General features: G+C 44.4%; 21 protein-coding genes. 9 read left to right on the top strand and 12 right to left on the bottom strand.

The window, feature by feature from the left end; genetic code table 11:
• Positions 1–11 precede the first annotated feature (11 nt).
• Positions 12–1,673 (bottom strand): electron transfer flavoprotein-ubiquinone oxidoreductase, encoded by a 1,662-nt coding sequence (locus L3V27_RS04505; RefSeq protein WP_237311125.1) that lies wholly within the window; start codon positions 1,671–1,673, stop codon positions 12–14.
• A gap of 138 nt (positions 1,674–1,811) precedes the next feature.
• Between L3V27_RS04505 and L3V27_RS04500 the strand changes: the two genes are divergently transcribed.
• Positions 1,812–2,777: an FAD-binding protein gene (locus tag L3V27_RS04500; protein WP_124008012.1), complete on the top strand. Its 966-nt coding sequence runs from the start codon at positions 1,812–1,814 to the stop codon at positions 2,775–2,777.
• A 66-nt stretch (positions 2,778–2,843) separates the two neighbouring features.
• On the opposite strand, the gene L3V27_RS04495 is transcribed toward L3V27_RS04500, so the two are convergent.
• From L3V27_RS04495 to pdhA, 3 genes are read right to left on the bottom strand one after another with little or no spacing between them, the layout of a single operon-like run.
• Positions 2,844–3,992 (bottom strand): dihydrolipoamide acetyltransferase family protein, encoded by a 1,149-nt coding sequence (locus L3V27_RS04495; protein WP_047009272.1) that lies wholly within the window; start codon positions 3,990–3,992, stop codon positions 2,844–2,846.
• Positions 3,989–4,972: an alpha-ketoacid dehydrogenase subunit beta gene (locus tag L3V27_RS04490; RefSeq protein ID WP_005395620.1), complete on the bottom strand. Its 984-nt coding sequence runs from the start codon at positions 4,970–4,972 to the stop codon at positions 3,989–3,991. The genes L3V27_RS04495 and L3V27_RS04490 overlap by 4 nt, the downstream gene beginning before the upstream one ends.
• Positions 4,965–6,059 carry a pyruvate dehydrogenase (acetyl-transferring) E1 component subunit alpha gene (pdhA, locus tag L3V27_RS04485; RefSeq protein ID WP_237311124.1) on the bottom strand — a complete coding sequence of 365 codons (1,095 nt, stop codon included), beginning with the start codon at positions 6,057–6,059 and terminating at the stop codon, positions 4,965–4,967. Before pdhA ends, L3V27_RS04490 begins: the two co-directional genes overlap by 8 nt.
• Before the next feature lie 657 nt (positions 6,060–6,716).
• Here pdhA and L3V27_RS04480 point away from each other — a divergent pair.
• The 3 genes from L3V27_RS04480 to yegD all read left to right on the top strand — a co-directional run bounded on the left by L3V27_RS04480 (position 6,717) and on the right by yegD (position 9,450).
• Positions 6,717–7,037, top strand: a complete 321-nt coding sequence (locus L3V27_RS04480) for a DOPA 4,5-dioxygenase family protein (protein ID WP_005375836.1) — start codon at positions 6,717–6,719, stop codon at positions 7,035–7,037.
• A gap of 324 nt (positions 7,038–7,361) precedes the next feature.
• Positions 7,362–7,985, top strand: a complete 624-nt coding sequence (locus tag L3V27_RS04475) for a hypothetical protein (protein WP_237311122.1) — start codon at positions 7,362–7,364, stop codon at positions 7,983–7,985.
• Between the two features lie 112 nt (positions 7,986–8,097).
• A complete protein-coding gene (gene yegD, locus L3V27_RS04470; protein ID WP_006742470.1) occupies positions 8,098–9,450 on the top strand; it encodes a molecular chaperone in 1,353 nt (450 codons plus the stop codon).
• Between the two features lie 166 nt (positions 9,451–9,616).
• Here the strand turns inward: yegD and L3V27_RS04465 are convergent, their stop codons facing one another.
• Both L3V27_RS04465 and L3V27_RS04460 read right to left on the bottom strand, forming a co-directional pair.
• Complete coding sequence (locus L3V27_RS04465) at positions 9,617–10,090, bottom strand: copper chaperone PCu(A)C (RefSeq protein ID WP_046875325.1); 474 nt, start codon at positions 10,088–10,090, stop codon at positions 9,617–9,619.
• Positions 10,091–10,183: 93 nt separating this feature from the next.
• Positions 10,184–10,645, bottom strand: coding sequence for a hypothetical protein (locus L3V27_RS04460; RefSeq protein ID WP_046875326.1), 462 nt, complete (start codon positions 10,643–10,645; stop codon positions 10,184–10,186).
• A 485-nt stretch (positions 10,646–11,130) separates the two neighbouring features.
• Here L3V27_RS04460 and L3V27_RS04455 point away from each other — a divergent pair, with 485 nt between their 5' ends.
• Positions 11,131–12,180: a hypothetical protein gene (locus tag L3V27_RS04455; RefSeq protein ID WP_047009268.1), complete on the top strand. Its 1,050-nt coding sequence runs from the start codon at positions 11,131–11,133 to the stop codon at positions 12,178–12,180.
• Between the two features lie 157 nt (positions 12,181–12,337).
• Here the strand turns inward: L3V27_RS04455 and L3V27_RS04450 are convergent, their stop codons facing one another.
• The gene (locus L3V27_RS04450; RefSeq protein ID WP_237311120.1) at positions 12,338–13,537 is read right to left on the bottom strand and encodes a DUF5666 domain-containing protein; all 1,200 of its coding nucleotides are present in this window, start codon (positions 13,535–13,537) and stop codon (positions 12,338–12,340) included.
• 90 nt (positions 13,538–13,627) lie between these two features.
• On the opposite strand from L3V27_RS04450, the gene L3V27_RS04445 reads away from it, so the two are divergent.
• The 3 genes from L3V27_RS04445 to L3V27_RS04435 all read left to right on the top strand — a co-directional run bounded on the left by L3V27_RS04445 (position 13,628) and on the right by L3V27_RS04435 (position 16,527).
• A complete protein-coding gene (locus L3V27_RS04445; RefSeq protein ID WP_005395631.1) occupies positions 13,628–14,296 on the top strand; it encodes a response regulator transcription factor in 669 nt (222 codons plus the stop codon).
• Positions 14,268–15,509: a HAMP domain-containing sensor histidine kinase gene (locus tag L3V27_RS04440; protein ID WP_237311118.1), complete on the top strand. Its 1,242-nt coding sequence runs from the start codon at positions 14,268–14,270 to the stop codon at positions 15,507–15,509. Before L3V27_RS04445 ends, L3V27_RS04440 begins: the two co-directional genes overlap by 29 nt.
• Before the next feature lie 88 nt (positions 15,510–15,597).
• Positions 15,598–16,527 carry an SRPBCC family protein gene (locus tag L3V27_RS04435; protein WP_237311117.1) on the top strand — a complete coding sequence of 310 codons (930 nt, stop codon included), beginning with the start codon at positions 15,598–15,600 and terminating at the stop codon, positions 16,525–16,527.
• A 147-nt stretch (positions 16,528–16,674) separates the two neighbouring features.
• On the opposite strand, the gene L3V27_RS04430 is transcribed toward L3V27_RS04435, so the two are convergent.
• From L3V27_RS04430 to L3V27_RS04410, 5 genes are all read right to left on the bottom strand, one after another.
• On the bottom strand, positions 16,675–17,130 hold the full coding sequence (locus L3V27_RS04430; RefSeq protein WP_012842506.1) for a hypothetical protein: 456 nt from the start codon (positions 17,128–17,130) through the stop codon (positions 16,675–16,677).
• 12 nt (positions 17,131–17,142) lie between these two features.
• Positions 17,143–18,921 carry a S8 family peptidase gene (locus L3V27_RS04425; RefSeq protein ID WP_237311116.1) on the bottom strand — a complete coding sequence of 593 codons (1,779 nt, stop codon included), beginning with the start codon at positions 18,919–18,921 and terminating at the stop codon, positions 17,143–17,145.
• Positions 18,922–19,170: 249 nt separating this feature from the next.
• A complete protein-coding gene (locus L3V27_RS04420) occupies positions 19,171–19,512 on the bottom strand; it encodes a hypothetical protein (protein ID WP_237311115.1) in 342 nt (113 codons plus the stop codon).
• A gap of 7 nt (positions 19,513–19,519) precedes the next feature.
• Positions 19,520–21,433 (bottom strand): tetratricopeptide repeat-containing diguanylate cyclase, encoded by a 1,914-nt coding sequence (locus L3V27_RS04415; RefSeq protein ID WP_114322966.1) that lies wholly within the window; start codon positions 21,431–21,433, stop codon positions 19,520–19,522.
• A gap of 616 nt (positions 21,434–22,049) precedes the next feature.
• A complete protein-coding gene (locus L3V27_RS04410) occupies positions 22,050–23,306 on the bottom strand; it encodes an aromatic amino acid transport family protein (RefSeq protein ID WP_237311114.1) in 1,257 nt (418 codons plus the stop codon).
• A gap of 381 nt (positions 23,307–23,687) precedes the next feature.
• Here L3V27_RS04410 and L3V27_RS04405 point away from each other — a divergent pair, with 381 nt between their 5' ends.
• Positions 23,688–24,122: an N-acetyltransferase gene (locus L3V27_RS04405; RefSeq protein WP_005395641.1), complete on the top strand. Its 435-nt coding sequence runs from the start codon at positions 23,688–23,690 to the stop codon at positions 24,120–24,122.
• The last annotated feature ends 292 nt before the right edge of the window (positions 24,123–24,414 follow it).

Below are 24,414 nucleotides of genomic sequence, written 5' to 3'. Positions count from 1 at the left end.
TGGTTCTTTGGTTACATGTTTTGATAGCTTGGTCCGCCACCACCTTCTGGCGCTTTCCATGTGATGTTTTGTGAAGGATCTTTGATGTCACAGGTTTTGCAATGCACGCAGTTGGCGGCATTTATCTGAAACTTCAACTTATTGTCCACTTCCACCACTTCGTAAACCCCAGCGGGGCAATAGCGCTGACTCGGTTCGTCATACATACCCAAATTCACATCAATTGGAATGTGAGGATAAGTCAGAACAAGGTGGCAAGGTTGGTTCTCTTCGTGCTGTGTTCCCGACAAAAATACCGACGAAGGCTTATCAAAACTGATTTCACCATCTGGTTTTGGGTATGTAATTGGTTGGCACTCTTGTTTAGGTTTTAACTGTTCGTGATCGTACGAATAGTCCTTGACAGTCCAAGGTAACGGCTTCTTAACCAGTGGTTGCCATAGGTTATGCTCAAATGTCGAAAGTGCACCGCCCAGTATGCTGCCAAACTTGTGGATGTTCGCACCAAAGTTACGTGTTTCGGTGAGCTCGTCATACAACCATGATGATTCAAACAATGACTGGTAGTCTGGCTCAGAAGCTCCAGTTTGTCGGGCGGTATATACAGCTTCTGCTGCAATGATTCCGGATTTCATGGCTGTGTGGCTGCCTTTAATTTTAGCGACATTCAAAGTCCCTGCATCACAACCAATCAATAAACCGCCGGGGAATTGCTGTTTCGGCAGAGAAGAAAGTCCACCTTTTGCAATGGCTCTTGCACCATATGCGATACGTTGGGCACCTTTTAGGTGTTGCTCGATAGCTGGATGATGCTTAAAGCGTTGAAACTCGTCAAACGGGCTTAAGTAAGGGTTACTGTAGTTTAAATCTACGATCAAACCGACCGCGATTTGGTTGTTCTCCATGTGATAGAGAAAACCGCCGCCAGTGGTATTTGTCTCGCTCAAAGGCCAGCCAGCGGAGTGGATAACACTGCCGGATACATCCTTGCTGTCAGTGGGTAATTCCCATATCTCTTTTAGGCCAAGCGCGTAGTGCTGAGGTTGCTTGCCTGCGTCTAGGTCGAACCTTTGAATAAGTTCTTTACCCAGATGTCCGCGACAACCTTCAGCAAAAAGGGTGTATTTTGCCTTTAGCTCGATACCTGGCTCAAAGTTAGATTTGGCTTGGCCGTTCTTATCTAGTCCCATATCGCTCGTATTAATGCCTGTCACGGCGCCACTCTGATCATAATTGATGTTTGCAGCGGCAAAGCCAGGAAAAACTTCCACCCCAAGACTTTCTGCTTGGTTAGCGAGCCAACGGCAAAGGTTGGCAAGGCTAATTACATAATTATTTTCGCCATTTATCATTGGACGTGGCGTAAGGAAATGAGGGACGCGAATATGGTTTTGCTCAGTAGTAAGATAAAGGAAATGGTCTTGCTGAACTGAGGCTGATAGCGGGGCATCCATTTCTTTCCAATCGGGGAAAAGTTCATCCAAGGCATTGGTTTCAAAAACAGCGCCAGATAAAATATGTGCGCCCACTTCTGAGCCTTTTTCTACAACGCAAATTGAAAGTGCGTCACCTTCACTATCTTGGTTGAGTTGAGCTAGGCGACAAGCGGCACTTAAGCCCGCAGGTCCGGCTCCCACGATCACGACATCAAACTCCATGCATTCTCGTTCCATCTATCTGCTTCCTTTCTATTATCGTCATCTGCGTGACAGGTTTTTGGTTTCTATACAGAAAACTATAGCTCAGTTGACGTTAACGTGAAGTGAACTAAGCTCAAGTAATGGATCTGACGTGTTATACGAGGCATGACCATGGACGACCGACCATTAGCAACACTTGTCATTGCGGAACATGACAACCAGTCGTTGGCTGTAGGGACGCTGTGTGCAATTAAAGCGGCATTTGATATCAAGGATGGTGATAAATCGCTTCCTGTTTCTGTATTGCTTATTGGTTATCAGTGCCAATCGGTTTTGGATGAGTTGAAGTGTGTTAAGGGCGTTGCAGAAATTATCTGGGTTGACGCAAAGGAATACGAGCATGGGTTAGCGGAAAACATTGCGCCTTTGATTTCACGAGTAGCCAGAGATTACTCGCACATTCTTGCTCCTGCTAGTACGTTTGGTAAGAATGTAATGCCTCGCGTGGCGGCGTTGCTCGATGTAGGGCAACTTTCGGATGTGATGACCATCGAGTCTATCGATACGGTGATTCGTCCAATATATGCCGGGAATGCATTGGCGAGAGTCACGTCGAACGACCTCTATAAAGTTATGACCATACGAAGTACGGCTTTTGATGCCGTAGAGCTGTTAGACACGCCAGTTGTCCCTAAGGTTACTCAAGTCGATACAGTGATTATCAACAAACTGAGTGAGTTTATTTCGCAGCAAACGCCAGAAAGTGAGCGACCAGAATTGCCAGCGGCTAGAGTGGTGGTATCGGGTGGTCGTGCATTCGGGAGTAAAGAGAAGTTTGCTTTAGTCGAACAATTGGCTGACAAGCTAGGTGGAGCGGTAGGAGCGTCCCGAGCGGCGGTTGATGCGGGGTATGTGTCTAATGACCATCAAGTCGGGCAAACTGGTAAAATTGTTGCACCTGAATTATACATTGCCGTCGGAATTTCTGGTGCTATTCAACATTTAGCGGGAATGAAAGACTCAAAGGTGATTGTCGCAATTAACAGCGATCCCGATGCGCCTATTTTTGACATCGCTGACTATGGGTTGGTCGGCGATTTATTTGAGGTGATGCCGGAGTTGCTAGAGAAGCTGTAGATATAATCTGTTCTCTCAAACAAAAGGCTTCCGAGCTGGAAGCCTTTATCATTTGGTTTTTACCAGTTACTTTTCGCTCGGGCGTTGCAGGTGTTCTGCAAGCACTTTAGTAAACCTTGCTGCTTCACCACCAGTACAAGCGCGATGATCAAACGTTACGGATAGCGGCATTGCTTTCACCGAAATTGCTTGACCATTTCTTATCACCACTCGGTCGAGTATTCGACCAGCACCAACAATAGCGACTTGTGGAGGTGTGACGACAGGTGTCGCGTAAATGCCGGCAATCGCTCCGAAGTTGGAAAGCGTAATCGTCGCGTGCTGTAATTGCTCTCGACCGATTTTTCTCTCTCTGATCCCTTCAACAGTTTGATCGAGCCAACGACGAACATCTTGTGGCTCGTATTCATCTGCGTGGCGCAATACGGGTACGTACAAGCCATGACGGCTATCTACAGCAATACCAAGGTTAACTGTATTGTGCACGCAACGCGTCATGGTTTCTGCATCAAACCAAGCATTTAAAGCGGGCTCTTCCTGACACGCATGAACAATCGCTTGAACCAGGCGGATACTGATGTCTTCGTTCGGCAGCCAGTCTTCCAGCAACGCTTCTTCTGTAATGGTCACGGCAGCAACGTGCTCGTGTGACTCAGTCATCGACGACACCATGGTGCGTCGAGCGCCTTTCAATACTTCGGTGCCCGGACGCTGTTTTCCGGCTTCGTCGTAAATGTCGGCATCAACGATAAGACCGTTTGGACCACTGCCTGACACGAGATTAAGATCTACCCCAAGTTTTTGTGCCAATAGACGAGCCGACGGTAGAGCAGTAACTAGATTACTCTCAGTCGTGTTGTGATTGCCACCAATCCAGAAGTCATCGACGTTAACGTGATGCGCTTGATGAGAAACATTGCCGACAACGGTCGCGGCGTCAGCGGTCTCTTTTTTCTCTACCGTTGCCCCACGCTCTGCGCCAGTTTCGTCAATTTCGAGTAGCAATGCGCCAATATTGACGATATCACCTTCTTCCCCATGGCGGCTGACTACACGGCCCGAGTAGGGGGCGGGAACGTCGACCGTCGCTTTTGCTGTCTCGACAGTTAAGATCACTTGATCCAACTTAACCATGTCACCGACATTAACGTGCCATTTTACAATTTCTGATTCAGCGAGGCCTTCGCCGAGATCGGGTAAGTTAAACGTCTTCATTTCCAATCCTCCACGAGTTCGCGCGCTGCGGTCACAATGTCTTCTTCCTGAACCATGAAATAATCTTCGTTACGGTAATAAGGCATAATGGTGTCCATTCCAGTTACTCGTTTAGGCGGGGCTTTTAGTAAGCACATGGCGTGTTCGGCTGTTCGAGCTAAAAGCTCAGAGCCCACACCACAAGTTTTACTCGCTTCATGAACAACGAGTAAACGTCCGGTTTTTTCTAGTGAGCTGAAAATCGTTGCGGTATCAATTGGCTTAATGCTCGCCAAATCAATCACCTCGACTTCAATCCCTTGACTAGATAAGGTCTGTGCGGCTTGAAGTGACTCTACGACGCATGCGCCCCAAGTAACAAGCGTGATATCGCGCCCCTTACGTAAGGTGAAGCAGGTGTCGAGTGGAAGTGCTTCGCCATTATCAACGACTTCAGATTTTACGGTTCGATAAATGCGTTTCGGTTCGAAGAACATAACAGGATCATTGCTTCGAATCGCGGCGAGAAGCAGGCCGTATGCGCGCTGAGGTGAAGAAGGAATCACTACTTTAAAGCCAGCAGTGTGCGCAAATAGCGCCTCTACACTTTCTGAGTGGTGCTCTGGAGCGTGGATACCGCCGCCAAATGGCGCACGGAAAACCGCAGGGCAAGTGAGGCGGCCGCGAGTTCGGTTACGCATGCGTGCCGCGTGGCACATTAAGTGCTCCATTGCCGGAAAAACAAAACCTTGAAATTGAAATTCGGCGACAGGTCGTAATCCTTGCGTTGCCATACCGACCGCAACCCCGCCGATTAACGCTTCAGCGAGGGGCGTATCGATGACTCGTTTAAGACCAAACTCTTGTTTGAGCCCTACAGTGGCACGGAATACGCCACCATTATCGCCCACGTCCTCACCTAACACGACAACATTTTGGTCTTGTTGCATTTCGTGGTGCAGAGCGAGGTTTACTGCTTCAACTAACGTTAGCTCAGCCATGTTTGCCTCCCTGCATTCGCATTGCTTTGTTGATGAGTTCATCTCTTTGAGCGTGAAGCTCTTGGGGAAGCGATTCATACAAATAATCGAACCCAGTTTCAGGTGCTTGTGACGGTAAGCTGAGGTAGCGCTCAACTGCCAGTTCCACTTGTTCCTTGCAGTATTCTAGCCATTGTTGCTCTTGTTCATCGCTCCAAGCTCCTTGATTAAGGAGATACGTTTTAAGACGTGCTATAGGTTCGTATTGCCATGCGGTTTGAACATCGTCCTCTTTACGATAACGAGTCGCATCATCGGCAGTAGTGTGGTCACTTAATCGGTAACTGACCGCTTCGATGAGTGTTGCGCCTTTCCCTTTTCTCGCTCTCTCAAGTGCGGTCTTGGTTGCATCATAAACGGCGACGACATCGTTACCATCTACCGTAATGCCCGGTATACCAGCGCCTTGCGCTTTTTCTGATAAGAAATCGGCAGCACATTGAAGGCTACGCGGCACTGAAATTGCCCACTGGTTGTTATTCACAACGAAAACAAGTGGAATATTCCAAGCACCCGCACAGTTTATTGACTCTAGAAAATCCCCTTTGGATGTACTGCCATCGCCACACATGACTAGCGCAGCTTCATGGTTACCTTGAATTTTCAATGCGGAAGCCACCCCGACAGCGTGCGTACATTGCGTCGCAATGGGGACGCAGAATGGAAGATCTCGGCTAGGAACTGGGCTGCCCTCAGGAGCAAAATCACTACCGCGCTCATCACCGCCCCAGTATTGAAGATTCTTCTCCATGCCAATACCACGACACCACATTGCAGGCATATCGCGATAGTAAGGGACAAATACATCATCGGCTTTCAGCGCTCTGCCGACCGCAATGCCGATGGCTTCAGCACCTAGGTGCGAAGGGTAGGTCCCTAACTTGCCGGTGCGTTGCAACGCAACGGCTTTGTTGTCGTAAGTACGAGTTAATACCATGTCTCGGTAAAACCCGACCAAAGTTTCAGTGTCAGCCCAGTTGGGTAGTTGGCCGACTAGGTCCCCATGATGGTCGATAAACCGATGCATGGGTAATGCCTGAACGTTCATCTCAAGCTCCTTTTGACGCTGCGTGTCTTTTGGACTGCAGCTGTTCATATCAAACCAGAGTTTGTATGGGTACTCAAACTCTGATATCAGCGCAAAGGCCATACCTAAGGTTGCTTGTGTTTTCTATAGCTGTAGGCATCTGTACGTCCTTTAAACTATTTTTCGATAACACCGCTGCGGCTATTTCATCGCAAGACACAGAGAAACATTTTTTCTGCATCTAACCCTCTAACTAAATCGTGGTATAGCCAGATACAATAAGTGTAAACAAGTTGTTAAATTGTGCTTCATTTTGACTTTTGACCAGTAGTAAAGTTTTGCTTACACCCTAATTTGGCAGAGTAATGTGCTGTTATTTTGCTATTGGTATTTTTAAACTCGAATTTAATTACTGGTTAATGAAACATATTTGCAACAAAATTTGGCTGTAAAATTTGACAAAGTGAGTCATTATTAATGAATCAACTCAAGTAGTTGTTATGTGTTGTATTGAGATTTTTTGTTGTACCCGAAACTCCGGCCTTATGAGAATACATAACTTCTTCCCAACAGAGTGGAATCAGGGTAGGGTGACGGCATTACAAATGTATACCCTCGGCGGTCCTTGAGCTTATCAACAGTAGATGGTGCTCAAGTCGAAGTGATTATGGAGAAATTATGTATCACGCTCATGTTTATTTTCCTTTAAGAGAACAAGATAAAGCGCAAGCCTTGAACGAGATCATCCGTCAAGAGCGTCAAGATGTGCTGCGTGTGTTTCCTTTGGTTGGAAGATTGGTTGGCCCACATAAAATGCCGATGTTTGAAATTCACCTAGAGTCATTGAGTGAAGAGTTTTTAGCTTGGCTCGATACGATTCGAGGTGATTTTTCTGTGCTTATCCATCCTGTGAGTGAAGAAGAGTTGCTCGATCATACGGAACGCGCGATTTGGCTGGGTAGAGAGATTGGTGTATTTGAAGAGAAGCTAGAGAAATAGCTTCTCTTCCCGCATGTATGACCGCTTTGAATGCTTCTCCCCTCATCGCGGTCACCGTAGCAAGTTAGCGTTTTCATGTTCGTTAATAAGTCGCGATTTCCTTTTCTCCATTCTGCAGGCCCTGTTTTTGTGTGCTAAACCTACAAGTAGGTTTTTGAGCTTAAGCATCAGTGAGACCATGTTTCTGTTTAGCATGTCGTCAAATAAGTTTTGGCAGCAATAAAATAATAAGTTCAGATAAATGAAATAGGTATAGCAGGGAAGTGCAGTTTACGACCCCAACGCCATTGGCAGTGGAGCCGATAATTTCTGAGGGGGAAGGGTATGTTTTCGATACTCTTGGTCATACTTTCACTGTATATATTTTGGTTGTTGTTTCGCAACGGACCTGCATTCGCCGAGCGCGTCGCTCATCAAAAACGTAACTGGGTTGGACCTACAGCCAGCAAAGAAGAATGGCGAGGATATTGTACGGATGTATTTCAGCCTTTCAGTTCTCAAACGACTTTTTACGCCATCGCTTATTTTGCGAATTATATTGCAGCAGCAAATGCGATATCTTGGTCAACAGTATATGAAGGGGATTACCCGATCATCATAAGCCGATTTGGTAGCTACTTTATTTTAAATACTCACGATTCACTAGTGGTTGCAGGGTTTATTGCGCTTGCTTTCTTTATCATCAATTGGCAGCTTGCCATGCACTGTTCTGGTATTCTTAGTCAGTATCTAGTGCGGATTCTTATTATCAATCGAACGCGCTTTGTTGCGATTAGCTTAGTGTTTTGCAGTTACTTTGCGTATCTCTTGACTGTTGGTATTTTCTGGTTGTTCCATGACGGTTATTCGATCTGGCACGGATTAACGCTTACTCCTGTATTCTTATTATTAGCGTTATTGGTTGCGGTTGTTTTGCCATCTATGAAAAAAGAGAGCAATAAACCTTAGATAGACTTGCCACGTTAAATTACACACGATTTTAGGATAGTAATTCCTATGCCATTAAGTTAGCATTGCCGGCTTTTTAACGGTCTACAGGCCCTTATTAGTGGGAGGAACTATGTTTATCGGCTTTGACTATGGCACTGCAAACTGTTCAGTGGCAAAAATGGAATCGGGTGAGCCAGTAATGCTTAACCTAGAAGGGAGCAGTCCATTTATTCCTTCCACCCTTGCTGCACCGACTCGTGAATCGGTATCCGAGCACTTATTTCGCCATCGAGATATTAAACCATTAGATCAAGTTGGTGAGCAGGTTTTACGCCGGGCAATCAATTTAAACAGAGAAGAAAGTATTGATCTCGAATCTGACGACATTGCATTTGGTCAGGCGGCGCTTAATCTTTATTTGGAAGATCCTCGTGATATCTATTACGTAAAGTCGCCGAAGTCTTTTCTTGGCGCTTCTGGTTTGCGTGACGTGCAATTGGCTTTCTTCGAAGATCTTGTCTGCGCGATGATGGACAATATTAAGTCGCAAGCCGAAAACGATGCGCAGCAAAGTATTACCGATGCTGTTATCGGCCGGCCAATTAACTTCCATGGGCGTGGCGGTGAAACGGCTAACATTCAGGCTGAACGCATTTTGTTGCGGGCAGCGAAACGTGCGGGCTTCCAAAATGTGGAGTTTCAGTTTGAGCCTGTCGCGGCGGGCCTAGAGTATGAAGCGACACTCAGCGAAGACAAAACCATTCTAGTGGTCGATATTGGCGGTGGTACAACGGACTGCTCGTTGATTCAAATGGGGCCGTCTTGGCGTGGCAAAGCAGATAGGACCGCAAGCTTGTTAGCTCATAGTGGCCAGCGCGTCGGCGGGAATGATCTTGATATCGCGTTAGCATTTAAGCAGCTCATGTTTCCGTTTGGCATGGAAAGTAAAATGGAGTCAGGTATTGTGATGCCGACCACCCAATTCTGGAACCCGATAGCAATCAACAATGTAGAAGCGCAGAGTGATTTCTATTCTCGAGAGAACCTATCCGCGTTGAAGTTGCTTCAAAAGCAGGCTCAAGAGCCAGAAAAGCTTGCTCGTTTGCTAGAGGTGTATCATGAGTCTTTAGGCTATAACATTGTTCGCCGTGCCGAAGAAGCGAAAGTGGCGCTTTCAGAGCAAGCATCTTACCGAACTGGCATCAACTTACTGTCAGAACTGATTGAAGTCGATGTGCAACGAGACGAAATGATCGAAGCGATTCAGTCGCCGAAGAATAAAATGACGGCGTTGGTGACAGAAGCGGTAGAGCAAGCTGGGGTGAAACCCGATGCTATCTTTATGACTGGTGGTTCGGCACGCTCGCCAATCTTGCGCGATGCGGTGCAAACCGTACTGCCAAATATTCCGGTTGTCAGTGGAAATTATTTTGGCTCGGTAACTGCTGGCCTAGCTCGTTGGGCTGAGGTCTGTTTCAAGTAGAAAGAAAACTAATTGCGCTATGGGCATTGTTACCAAATTTATGACTTCGTCTCGCGAAGCGCTGCTATTCTTCTGAAGAATCGGGTTATGATCTATCGGAATAATGATTTCTACTAAGCTGAAATAAAAATGCCCGCTAAATCAGCGGGCATTTTTGTTTACGTCATTAATGGTGCATGTGTTTTTCCATGTGTCCTTGTTTTTCAACCGCCATTTCTACTTCCACCTTACCCGCGTTTTTGAATGTTAACGTCATAGGGAAGCGGTCACCTTCTTTGAGCGCTTGTGTTGGATTGAAAATCATTAAATGGAAGCTGCCTGGCTTAAACAACACTGAGTCATTGGCGGGAACGCGCACTTCGTCAATCTTAATCATTTTCATCACACCATCTTCTTTCTTATGCGTGTGAATTTCGACATGTCCTGCGATTGGGCTTTCTGCTGCGATCAATGCATCTTCACTGTCACCGTGGTTGGTTAATTGAAAAAAACCACCGATAACAGGTGCGTTTGGTGGCGCTTCGCGGCTCCATGGATGGTCGATATGAATTTTTCCTGCTTCATAATCGTGCGCTAAACTCAGTGGGCTAGCGATGACAGCAATAAGCGCGATAGCGGCGGTTTTTAATGATTTAAGCATGTGTTTTTCCTTTTGAATGAATAGCTTCTCTGAATGGACAACAAACAGAGTCATCGTTATTTTTGAATAAAGTTGTTAATGATTAGATGCCTGTTAGGCAGGAAAAACACTCGGCGGAGAGTGCTTAGGCGCGATGTGTTTGTAAACGAGCTTATCGCATTTTGAAAATCGGTAAGGCGTCAGAGCTTTCTTGACTCGGCGCTGCCAATGGATGGTAGTCAGGTATAGCCCAATCGCAACCAAAAGAAAGAATTGAACTGCTTGAAGAAGCGGACATTCAAACTGAAAGCCTTCATGTAAATTAAGATCTTGAATGAGCGTAGAAGAAGGTTGAGCGTTAGCTTCAATCAGCGTATTGATATCCACCCATTTGAAACCATCTGCGGTACACAGTAAGACCTTTTCACTTTGAACTTTGTTAAGCCAGGTTGTGCTGTGAACTTGTGTTGGGTTAAGAGTCGCTGTGGACGCTAAATACAACTGAAACAACACCGCGATAATAACCGCAATAGCGTGCAAGCGATGGTGTTTATGCTGTATTAGAGTGTTTTCCATACAATTGAGTGCTTATCTTCTTCGGCGCGGGATACTAACAAATTAACCAAACAATGTAATTATCAGTTTACTAAAAGGTGATGCAAGTGTGCATTATTTGTTTTATTGCCTATTTTTAACGCTTTAATAGCTTGGCTCTTTACGATTTAAAGCAACGTGTTACGGCAGATGGCATGTCTTGATTCGGCTTGCATTCATAACCTCCAATTCAGCTTGTCTGTCTTGCCTAGTCGCTTTTGAAGATACTGAATTAATCTCTCTTATATGTCACTGAAACTTCGGTTAGTGGGTGCCGAAGTGGTGTTTTTACGTGCTAGATTTGGCTGATATCGATTCAAAATGCACACCGAATCTTCACTTGTTTTCCATTAACGGAATTATGACAGTAATTTAATAAAGGATACGGTATTCTGCGCTCCTTTGTACATGCCAGAACGTCCGTCCTACTTAGTCGGAGGGACGATTAATCTTAAGAAATTTCTCAAATGAAATACGAACAACAGATTGGATATCGATACCCTAAAGGTCGATTTGCCATGGTGAGTGTATACGCATTCACTGGTGCTGCGATTTTAGCATCGACTATTTTTTCTCTATTGCTGTTTTTGTCGATCGACGAAAACCCGATGATGCAAACCTTATTTGGTGGTTTAGCGATTATTTTTGAAGCGGGTAAGTTCTACGCTTGGTATGAATACGGTGAGCGCCGAGCCCATCGCAACTATACAGGGGCGGCAACCGCTCTCGTGTTTTATTTAGTCTTAGCTGCGATCTCCATTGGCGGTAGTATTGGTGGCATTAACAGTGCAACAAACAGCGCACAAAGCCATATTTCGGTAGAGCAGGCGAAAGTGGAAGCGTTTAATCGCCAAATTGCGGCAATCGATAAACAGATTGAGCTCAACAATATGGCAGCGCAGAAATACATCGAGATGGAGCGTATCGCGACTGGTGTAACTCGCATTCAGGAGCAAAACAAAACCTTACGCGAAGAGCAGCAACGCTTGGCTATGGAACGTGATAGTTTGCCACCGGTCACGCAAGGCTCAGTGATTGGTTTGATTGATAGCCTAGCCAACGCATTTGGTACCACCTCTCAGCAAGCTCAGCTTGGCTTAGTTGTATTTCTTTCGATTCTGTTGGATTTCTTTGCTGCATTTTTTGTCGGCCTGATTGGTGAAGAGCAACGGTTTAGACATTTCTATCGCCGAAATGAGGGCATGATACTGAAAACGGTTCGCGATATCGATCCAGAGCCAGCGGGATATCTTCCTCATATCAAAGAGGAGGAAGAGCAAGAAATACCAGTAACGCCGGAGCCTGAAGAGCCAAAAGAACCGAAAACTCTGTTAGAGCAAGTTAGCGATGCACTTAAAACGCATCAAATTACGTGCACAAAAAAAGCCGTTGCCAAACAATTTAGGCTATCTGCGGAAGAGGTAGACAAGGTGTTTGAGGAATTGGCAGAGCTCGGTTTAGTGGGTAAAAAAGCCAACCACCATTATCATTGGATAGGTCAGACAGAGGCCGCATAATTGGTTATCAATTAGAGATCGAAAAGAGCGTCAATCGGCGCTCTTTTTTACTGTAAGGTTTCGCTACTAAAGTGAGCCAAAAGAAGAGAGAGGATTTAAAAATAGAAAAACAAAAAAGTGCCACCGACGTGACACTTTTTCTTTAGCGTAGAAGGTATCAGTTGTCGTAAACGTCCAACTCCACTTCACGGGCAATATTTTGGTCGTTGATGATTACACCATCGACTTCGACACGAGCACCATTTAGGTTAAGTTCTTCGATGCCTTGGAAGCGTGTTTGTACATCAATTACAACGGTCGTGTTGTTTAGCAATTGATCTGCGTCGTTTTCGCAACGCTCGATGTCAAATGTTCTTGCTTCAGCATCGTAGTTTGATACGTATCCTTCACATTCAAATTCTTTACCGCGCCATTGGTTGTTATCGTCAAAGTCTGGTTGCTCAAACTCAATAACGGTAGCGATGCGTTTGCCATTTTTCATGACAGACGTTACTTCCACTTCTTGGCCTTGTTTTAGGTTCGCTTTGCTGCCATCTTCAAATCGTGTTGCGTTATCGATGAAGAATGCACCTCGGTAGTTTAATGAAAACTCACTGTAATCATTTGCAACCCAAGTCACGATGCCTTCCACATCGCTGTCATTGCTTATGACGTCGTAGCCTTCAACTTCTACCTCATTTGCCATGAAGACGCCGTTTTGCATTTCACCTTCTACTTCCACCCATTGGCCGATGCTAAGTTGGCTAATGTTGTCGTAAGATACGGTTATATTTGAACCAAGCTTAAACGTGCCAGCATTTTCATCGATACTAGTAATGCGACCTTCCAGTTCGTAGTAGCTTCCAAGAGTTGGGTAATCGTTATCTACGTCGATTTCGACCACAGACAACACTCGATAACCCGCATCCGCAGTCGGCAAGGATGACACCATCACCCAGTCGTTGATCTCTATATCATCACTTAAACCGTCAAACTGCAGATCTACGCCGTTTACCGTAAATGTTTTCTTCACATAATCAATTGCTGTAACACGTCCGGTAATGGTTGGCTCAAGTGTTACTAAGAAGCCATCGTCAGACGCTTTACGAACATCTGTTCCTACTTGAACCATCATTTTGGGTTCTACATCGGCCAATTGCATTGATGTATCGCCATAAACCACCCCAGACACATGGTATGTATATCCATTGACGGTTAACGTGTTTTCTTCAGCGTTGACCGCTTCAACAGAGCCAATCGCTACACTTGGTTTCACTACTGGTTGAGTTGGTGTGCTATCGCTATTGCTGCCACCACCTGAACCACCACAACCAGACAATGCCAAACCTACTACAGAAATAAGAGCGAGTTTTTTCATTGTATTAACCTCAATTTACGAGCTAGTTTAGGAAATTGCCTGTATCTTATTGGGCATATCGTGAAGAGATCGTGAAGAAGTGTGATTTTTATGAAAATTTTAATTGTAGATGACAACCACAATGTCTCGGAGACGATTGCGGACTATCTTGAGCTTGAAGGCATGATTATCGATTGTGCGTATCATGGTGAGGCCGCACTGAAGTTAATCGAGGATAATCATTACGATGTAATCATCATGGATATCATGATGCCTAAGCTCGATGGCATTAGTACGGTACAGAAACTTCGACAAGATCAGCTCTGTGGAACGCCAATCCTCTTCCTAACCGCAAAAGATACGTTAGATGACAAAATCGCGGCATTTAAAGCGGGAGGCGATGACTATTTAATGAAGCCATTTGCGATGGAAGAGCTTAGTTTGCGTGTTCATGCTTTGGCTAATCGCGGTCCAAGGCAAGATATTGGCACGCTCAAGTTTGCGGACATTTGTTTAGATGCGCGCACAGGCAAAGTGACGAGAAAAGACAAAGAAATTAAGCTGAGCCGAATTCAAACCAAGATTTTAAAGTTACTTCTCCAACGTGCTCCAGCATCGGTTTCGCGCACAGAAGTGATCGATAGTGTGTGGGGAGACGAACCACCCGGAAGTGATGCACTTCGTAGCCATATTTATGGTTTAAGAACCGCGTTAGACAAAGGTTTTGAAGAATCACGATTAGAGACTATTCATGGACAAGGTTACCGACTTAAAGCATAACGAATATCCAAGTATTTATCGCAAGATCCGTTGGGGTTTTGGGGTGATGACGCTTGTGATGTTTACTCTTTTTTGGTCGCTGATTTATGTGGCAGAAAACAAACTTGAAGTGCTGAGTTTACATCACTGGCTTGATACTGAAGCTGCACTTTATAGTGAGAATTTCGAGAAACAGGGCTGGGATGCGCCATTGCCAAACGTATTGGAGTTCAACTCATATTGGAGTGAAGCACCGACACCGGATTGGTTGCTCTCTTTTACTTCGCCCGGTTTTTACGAATATCTGCTTGGTGAAGAAGACAAACACTTTGTCGTATTGAAACACCCCTCAGGGAAGGGGCTTATGTACATTGTGTTTCAAGATGACTCCGATGATTACCTCGACGAATACGAAAGCTCGCTGCATCAGTTTACGCTACTGCTCGGTGGCTTATTTTCATTTGTTATGGTCGGGTATGGCATTTATATGGTGCGAATATTGTCTCGACCACTAGCGCAAATCGAAGACAAAATCAGCCAAATGTCACCGGATCAACCCGCTTTCCAAGTTGAAACCAAGTTCAGCGAGACACGCCAGATAGAGCAAACTTTGCTGGATAATAAAAACGATATCGCGGGCTATTTCAAACGAGAACAAGAATTTAGTCGTTTTGCATCGCATGAGTTGAGAACGCCAATCATGGTGATCAAAGGCTCAACAGACATTCTAACGCGTATTCCAGAACAACCTCGAGTCGCGCAAAAAGCCATCGCGAGAATGCAGTCAGCTTGTGAAGACATGCGCGTACTGACAGAAGCGTTTCTCTTGCTCGGTAAAGAGAAAATAGAGCCTCAGCATTACGGAGAGCATCAGCTTCTTACTTGTTTACAAAAACAACTGGAAGAGCTGGCTCCTTTATTTGCCAAGCAAGATTCGAACTACTCTTTGCACGAACAACATAGTGGTGTCGTGAATGCACCGGAGAGTTTTGTGATCATTGTAATCAACAATCTGATTAAAAACGCCTTTAGCTATAGTGTGGGAGATATTGAGATTGAGTTGGATGGTCATGCTCTTAAGATCCTGAATCGTCACGATGGTAACGAGACGTACAACGCTGGTTACGGTTGTGGTCTTGTTATCGTACAACGCATATGTGAACGGATGGGATGGGCATTAATACTGGACGATGATGGTGTTCGATTTAGTGCGAAAGTGGAATTCTGTTCCTAGCTTTGTGCGTCTAACCCACAGTCAAACAAGAAAAAACTGGAATTTGAATTAGACTGAAGTTAGTGACGCGGAAACTTGAGGAACCGTTATGCTTTCTTATCAGGTCAGCAGAAGTATTGAAATTAATAAGAATCAAAGCGAGATTATTGGCTATCTCAAGGATTTTAATAACTGGCCTGATTGGTCACCTTGGATCATTCTTGAACCGAGTTGCGAGCTGACATTCAGCGATAATCAAGGTCACGTTGGAGCCAGTTACCAATGGAATGGTCAGCGTATTGGGACTGGTGCCATCGTACTTGAAAGCACTCAAGAACATCGGTTAGATATGGAGCTTCATTTCTTTCGCCCAATCAAGAGTCACGGAAAGGTGACTTTAATAGTGACGCCGTCACAAGGTGGTTGTTTAGTCGAATGGCAAATGCAATCACGCGTTCCTTGGTATCTGTTCTTTTTGAAAAGTATGTTTAAGTCGATGATAGAGATGGATTATCAACGTGGGCTACGCATGCTCAAAAGCAAACTTGAAACCGGACAAGTGCTCTCAGACTTGGTTGAAATTGGTAATCGAACCCAGCCTCAGGTTCATTACATCGGAATAAAAGGCGAGGCCAGCATTCCAGAATTAGGTCCGGTAATAGAAGAACAAGTTCACAAGTTAAAGCAGATAGTTGATGACAAGGGCTTATCTGTGAACGGCGAGTTATTTTGTTATTACCAGTCGATGGATATGCAGAAAGGTATGTTTGAGTTTATCACTTGCTTACCACTTGATAACGCGGTAACTGCGCCAGAGGGGGCGGTTACTGGTACCATACCTGAGAGTGAAACATTTGTCGTCGAGCACCGTGGGGAATATCAGTTTTTGGGAAATGCGTGGGCTTTAGCGATGAACTTGGTTCGCCAGAGTGGTATGAAAGCCAAAACCAGCCCATTAGGGATTGAGCGCTACTTAGATAATCCGCAAGAAACCACGCAGGATAAACTAAGAACCGAAGTTATTTTATTTAAGAAATGACAGGCGCAGCCGGACACGCTCCCCTAAATATCATGCTAGTTCCGTCGTAATCTACAAAAGAAAAAGAGGGTCTCTATACCCACCTATAAAAATGCCTCAGCAATCGCTGAGGCATGGTTTTATCAGCCAACTTCTCTTGCTAGAGAATTATTGTGCACGGTACTTACCGCTGTTTAGTTCAATTTTAGACGCTTTTACCCGGCTGTCTGCGTTTAGATAGTCGCTAATGCTCAGTAGATCTTGATCTTGAGATGCTTTTAACACCGCAGATTCTCCCTCTGCGAAGACAACTTCCAGCTTTAGCTCTTTGGCGACCGCTTTCGCTTCGTTAGGGTTGTTTACCGTGATGTAAACCAGTCCAGTGGCCTTGGATACATTGCTAAACGCATTCTTAAACACTTCATCACCGGCTTGAAGCTTTACTTCTTCGGATAGGCTCCTAGCTGTACCCGTTTGCACCTTGCGATAATCTTGGCCATTAATCTCAACAGCTTCTGAAGGCACAAACAGTTCAGGTGCGGGTTGTTGAGAGAGTTGTTGCTCAGCGTATGCGCTAGCCGTCATCATAGAAAGAGCCAGCATAGAAAATGATATGTATTTCATGTAATTGACTCCTTAGTGTCCAAAGATGCGCATCGACCAGTTCTTAATAACACCTGGCTGAGCGTTGTTTGCCATCGGAACGTCATAGATGGTTGAAGAGTTAAAATATGCAATGTAAGAAAAGACTTCGTCGCCATTCGTATCGATTGCTCGTAATGTCCATTCGCCTTTTGCATCTTCGCCATAGAACTGGTTAGACAACATTAGTTGGTCTTTGTAGCCAGTAATCGTTGGGTCAAGAGATTGACCAACAAGACCATTACGTGGTGTTTGCAAAACGGAACGAGTCCCTGATGGCGAAACGAGCTCGATAGCTAAGTCGGGCAGGCGAGAGTGGTCTAATGTCAATTTCACTTGAACGGATTCTACCTTCAGATCATCGGCAATAGCGATACTTGATGAACCGCCAGCCAGACTCGCATCGGGTACACTGACTTCTTTAGCATTATTAACCCAAGGCGTAATAACTTGAGGCGGTAAAACACGATTTGTCATGCGAGCACGTTGCATTGCTTCATCCAAATCGACAGCGCCGAAGCCATAAAAAGTATGGAAATCTACGCCTGCAGCGTTTTTCTGCCAAGGAGAAATAGCCTCGTAGCTAACCTGTTCACCTTTGTGGTTAGTAAATTCAAGTTGTACGCCTGGATGCGTTTTATCCGTTACTTTTGCTGTTTCTGCTAGTAAAGCACGTACATCACGAGCAGAAAGTGCATGATTTGTGGACATGATTGCCGCGATGGCACCGGACGTGTTTGGCGCAGCCGACGAGGTTCCGTTCATTGTACTGGTATAGTTACAGTTCGGGTCTAGCTCCGTACCGCCGTGTAAGCCATTGATACCAAGGCCGTCGCTGGTATTTTGCCCTTCTTCACAACCCATCAAATCGGTGGTGACCATGGCAGGGAAGTCTTGCCCATATTCACCTGCTGGTGCGGCAACCCATACGTTAGATCCCACCGATGAGTAACTCGCTCGCGTGCCATCCGCACGTAGTGCACTGGTGATTAAATTAAAGTAGTTGGCGTTGTCATAAGACTGAGCGGAGTTGTGCATCGGCAAGCCTTGGTTGTCTCCACCAGCAAAGAAGTTACTTGGTAATACGAAGAATCTTCCCGCATTGAAATAGCGATAACCATTGCCGGCTGACTTAACAAATACAGCACCGCGTCCCCATGAGTTACTCTCACTGACATTTTTTATCACGTCCATTTCAAGTTTAAGTTGAGGATCGCTTTCATCAAAAGTTATTGGGTTGATCGGGCTGAAACCATAGCTTTGGTTAAATACACGAACATCGCGTGTGGCTGGGTCCATGCCGTGAGAGATTAGCCAGCCTTCTAATGTCTGGTTGGCTAACCAGTTAAAACCAATAAGAGAAGAGTGAGAAGCAACACCGCGTCCACCTTCACCATTGTTGCCGACTGCGCTGATCAAACCGGCTACAGCAGTGCCGTGACCATTGGTATCAACCGGATAACTTAATGGGAAAGAAGAGTCTTCGACGAAGTTTCTGCTACCTGTAACTATATTACCTGCAAGATCTGGGTGATCGATCTGCACTCCAGAATCAATGACCGCGACTTTTACACCGATACCCGCAATACCCATTGCTTGAGTGAGCTTGGTGTTTAGGTCGTTCCCAGCAACAGCTGGGTTAGCTGCAAAAGCAGTTTGCCCTGTGTTGTCTAAGTGCCATTGTTCAGAATAGAGTGGATCAAACGCCGAGACGGCAGGTGCAATGCCTACTGCCAACATAGCAGCAAGTAGGCGGTTAATGCGTATTTCCATTTTTGACCTCATGTCTTTGTTTGGAATTTTTTAGCTCCTGTTTCATATTCCTCTAACAGGAATAAACAAACCTAACGACAAAGAATAAGGACGAAAACCATTTACAACTTGTTTACATAAAAAGTTCGACGAACAACATGAGTCAGTGTTAATTCACTGAAACTATAGGGTTTTTTAATGTCGAATAGCGCACGTATGAAAAGTAAAAAGCAGAAAATACGGTCGTACTGTCTGCTTTGAGAGGAAGGATTATTTAGTTGAAGCTGGTTGAATTGTCGCCATTGGTTTCTTCGGTTTGGCCTTTTCTTTGGGTAACACGTTATCAATCCACTTTTTGATGTATAGCTTATTGAACTCACTATCACACCACTTCTTGTTTAAACCACGTCGGTTAAACTCAGCGCCAATCGCAACTTTGGTTTGGTTGGTTGCACGGTTGTAGTAGAGGGTCTCGCACAATTGAGTGTTGCTCATTTGCTGGGCATATACGTTAACACTGCTGCTGCGCATTCCCAGTTGAGAGGCTTGATGGTTACTACACGCAGTGAGAAGTGCAGGCGCAAAAATAGTGATGGTTAGGATTTTTTTCATTTTGCTCTTATGACGTCGGGTGAATAACGAAGCGATTTCTTCCTGCTTGCTTTGCGTCATACAAAGCTTGATCTGCGAAGAAAAACCATTGATCCCATTCTTGTTGAATAGTTTTTACGGACAGTCTGTCGACAGCCCCGAGAGAAATTGTCGCGTTTAATGACTTAGAGTCAACCACTAGTGGCGTGTTTTCCACGATATATCTCAATCGATCCAAGAATTTAGCGCAATCTTCAGTTCTGTTTACTTCAAATAATAAGACAAACTCCTCTCCACCCCAACGGATGAGTAGGTCCCCAGAGCGAGTCGATTCATTAAATAACCTGGCAATATGAATTAACATCTTGTCGCCAATATCATGCCCATATTCATCGTTAAACGTTTTAAAATGATCGATATCTAATACGGCTAAGGCAAACGTTCTATCTGGGCTTCTACGAGCCATTTTATCCAGCCAAATGGGAAGGTAGCGACGGTTGTGCAATTGAGTTAATGGATCGGTAGTATTTTCTTGAGTGAGTGCTTTATTAATACGCCTAACGCGTAGTACGTAACGAAAGCCAACGACACCAATCGCTGCGATAGCGATAAAGTAGAACATTTCTCTATAGCGTTGTGAACGCAGCTCTGAAGCTTGCAACGCATTTTTCGTTTCTAGTAGCTTGAGTTCTTTCTGAGCTAACTTAGCTTCGAGGTCAAACTTAATATTAATCATCTCTTCGCCGTGAATATGATGAGAAAATTCAGCTTCTAGCTCTCTTAACTGAGTCAAGTAACGAAAAGCCGCTTCAAAATTATTAAGGGTTTGATTCGCGTTTACTAGGACCGACAGCATATCAATGCGCTGTCGTATTTCTAGCTCATCGGTTGATTTAGTTTGCTCAAGTACGTTGATAGCTGTCGAAATAGCTTTATCGTATTGTTCATCTGCGAGGTATGCTTCTGCATATGCTTCATAACAAGGCATTTTCTTCGCCTCTACGTTTCCCGTGATAGGGAGAGCTACGCAACGCTGTGCAACCATCAACGCTTCATCAATTTTCCCTATCGAACTTAACATTTGTGAGAAGCTGGATAATGAATAGTGTTTGATGACGTCTGACCCCGTTTGCATTGAGAGTCGGATTGCTTCATTAAAATAGTATTCTGCCTTTTCGCTATCTCCACTGCTTAAGTGAACAATACTTAAGTTTGCGTAGATAACCCCAATGAAAAGGCTGTTGTCATATTGATATTCGCTGTTTAAATAGGTATCGAGTGCTTGCGTAAGGTAGCTACTGGCGCGAGCCCAATCGGATGCATCGATATAGACGGTACCGATGTTATTCAGCGTCATGGCAACTTGCATTTCAAATACGGTTCTCTCTAACAACTCATAGGCGGTTCGGTAATACTTGAGTCCGCTACGTAGTTGATTCCGTGAAACCTCTAAGTTCCCTAGCCAGCGATATGCTCTTCCTTCTAGCGCTAAATAGCCGAGATCGCGGGCTTCAGCGATGATGTCATGGAGTACAAGTTCTGCATTCCAATTGTCGTCTAGTTCAATCATGGTTACCGCTTTATTAAGCTGTGCTTCAGCGACTACCCACGGTAAATTATGCTCTGTCCCAAACTCAATTAAATCAGGCATATCTTTGGGCAGCGGAACGCCTTCGTAGCGCTTTAGGTATAGGCGCGCAAAGTAATAAAGCGCAAGAGATTCCGCTGACGCATTCTGTGGCGCAACTAATTCATCTTCTTCAATTGAGCGCGGCTTACCCATTGAACGAAAATAGAGATTGAGCATGGAGCTGCTTTGAGGAGAAATGTGTTCTTCCAGATAGCTCTGTTTTTCTGTGTTGGCAAGTACATGGGTTGGATGGAAGAAGAATCCAAGTACTGAGAACAGCGCGCAAGTTAGCGTTTTAATCGGAAAGTGCATGAGCTTATTAATAAAATGTGATCTCGTTTAACCCTAATACTAGGTAAGTCTATCACTTCTTATTGGCTAAGTGCGGATGGATTCCGAGTTACAAACGGCTTGTGAAGAAAGTTTCGCGAAAGGTGAGGCTAATATTCTGATTTATAATGATAAATCTGTTCAAAAGTGGAAAGATTGATTTAACGACAAGATAAACAGTGCGATGAATCTAGTGTGACGAACATTGTTAGTGGTGTAAGTTTCATCATTTAGTCGGTGCGATTAGCATCTCGAAAGGTGGCTGGTTCGCTAAAAAATTATCTTTCTGTCATAAATATTTAATGTTTGTATGGGTTGTTAAAAAACTCGATATTAGACATAGTGTTATTAAGCCAATAAAAAATGGCTTTTATAATAAACAGGAGATTAACTATGCATAATGAAATGATTCAACCTTCACACTTCGGTATTATTGGCCGCACTTGTATCGCTTCAGTACTTATGATTGCGGGCGTTTTTGCTCTTATTTAAGAGTCAATGGTAACGATGGTTACCCGCTTAAGAGTAAGAAAATTCAGGGAATCACCTTAATCTCGTATAAGGTATTCCCCTGAAAATCCAACCTAATAACTACTTTTTAGCTGAAGAAGCTAAAAACCAATGCACTTACCGCTACAATGCCCGCAGTTAAAACAAAGTAAGTTGAGCTATTCCCACGATATTGTTTCAATGCATCGATTTTGTATACCGCTAACATTGGCATAATAAATAAGATCATCGCGATAACAGGCCCGGACAACGCTTCCATCATACCAAGAATGCTTGGGTTCATGATCGCTGCTGCCCAGATTGAAAAGAAAAGTACTGCAACGCTGATACGATCAACTCGCTTTTCAGACAGTTTAGAGTGTTTAGTAATTAAACCATTTAAGCTTTCGCGTGCACCTAAAAAGTGCCCAAGAAAAGAGGAAGTGATAGCAACAAAAGCCACCAAAGGACCAAGCGTTGCGATAAATGGGTTGTCTGTTGCATTGGCTAAATAAGACAGCACCGACACGTTTTGTTCTTTAGCTTGAGCCAATTGCTCTGGTGACAGCGCTAATACACACGAAAAGACAAAAATAAGCACAAACGCAATTAACATGATGCTAGTGCGTCGAAGAATTACTTCGGATTTCGCATCCGCTTGATCGCCATAATGGCGACGTTGCACATTTGCAAAGCTTGAAATCGCAGCAGCGTGACTAAACGAGAAAATAACCACAGGAACCGCTAACCACATAGTGCTAGCAAAAGCAGACGCTTCTGGGACGTCCATGATTGGCATGGTCCAGTTTGGTATCAAGTAAAATGAAAGAAAGGCAAGAATAGCCACTAATGGGTAAACCATAATGGCAAAAGCCCGTAGCATGACTTTTTCGCCCGCCATCATAATGGCAATTAATGCAAACACCAGTACACCTGAAAGCAGAGGGCGAGGCAAAGAAGCCATATCAGCTTGGTTAACCATAAAACTGTCTACGGTATTGGTAATACCGACACCGTAAATTAACAGGATCGGGAAGATCGAAAGAAAATACAGCAGTGAAATAGAGCGACCCGCTTTTGCGCCAAAGTGCTCTTCTACTACATCAGTAAAGTCTGCATTTTTGATCTTGGAAGACAGTACAAAGCGAGCTAAACCACGGTGGGCGAGATAAGTCATTGGGAAAGCAAGCAAAGCCATTGCGACTAACGGCCAAAAACCGCCAATACCAAGGTTGATCGGCAGAAATAGAATGCCTGCACCAACGGCTGTTCCAAACAGACTAAGGACCCAATGTGTGTCGTGTTTTGACCAAGATGTTGTTGTGTTTAATTCACTGGAATTTAACGTATTTCGAGATTCTTTCACTTAAAACTCGCTTTTATAAAAATAATAATGCGGAGAATGGTATAGGTTTTGGTGTTTGTTATCACATCGGAAGTGTGGTGAATCATGCTGAATATAAGGGGTGGTTGTAACTTATCAAACTATGAATTTTTTTAAAAACTAGAATTTTAATCTAAATTTTAAGTGATAAATTGGTGTTATATTTCAAATTTTTACTAATGGGTGGTTTTTGATTTTGTGGTTAAAACTTAATCATGGATGTATATGCTAAAGAAGCTTGCTCTTACTTAATGAGCCATGGTGCATATTGGAGGGCTAGCAAGTGACAGGTCTATGAGTCCTGCATTTAGATGAGTTTTAGGTATATACTGCCGCCACAAATGTTAAAGGAGGAATCATTGAATGGACATTCTGTCTGCACATAAAGACGACTTATTGGCTGTGTATACGCTTGAAAATACTTTATTTGGAGAACATGCCTATCCTCAATTTTTCTTTCGACAAGCTTTTGATTGTTGGGGGGAAAGCTTACTAGTGGCGAAAGAGGGGGAGCAAGTCGCAGGGTATATTTTGCTGACGACAAGTACAAATGCGCAGCAATATTGGATCATGTCACTGGCTGTCGATACTCAACATCGTGGTAAGGGTATTGCGCGTTCTCTGATTGAAAGTGCCATTGCGCCGTTGAAGTTGGGCTCAAGTGTGAAGTTGACGGTCGATCCGAATAATCAGCCTGCATTGTCTTTGTACCTCTCCCTTGGCTTCAAAGTATTAAAAGAAGAAGCGCATTATTTCGGTGACGAAGAGTCTAGATTGGTCATGGAATTAGTAAAGTAACCCTGCACGATAATGAACGAAACTTGCACTCAATCAGTGCGCGGTATTACTTTGCAATAGTTGTTTACATTCTAACGTTTTGTAAATTAATGATTTTCAATCTTGGCACCTCGTTTGCTTTGAGATAAATGTTCATCGTTAACTCGATGCGCCGCTCTCTATAGCAGGCGAGAGCGGGATAGGGTATTACTTTTGAAAATGTACTAACAGCGTTAAAGGCATTGCTGCCTCTCTCGATTCGGGAGAGGCTTTTTTTTGCCTGTAATTTAGGATTAGTCGCGCAGGAGGCGTT

The sequence above is a fragment of the Vibrio sp. J2-3(2022) genome (assembly GCF_021725735.1).
Classification (GTDB): domain Bacteria; phylum Pseudomonadota; class Gammaproteobacteria; order Enterobacterales; family Vibrionaceae; genus Vibrio; species Vibrio diabolicus.
This window is presented reverse-complemented; position numbering and strand designations above follow the sequence as displayed.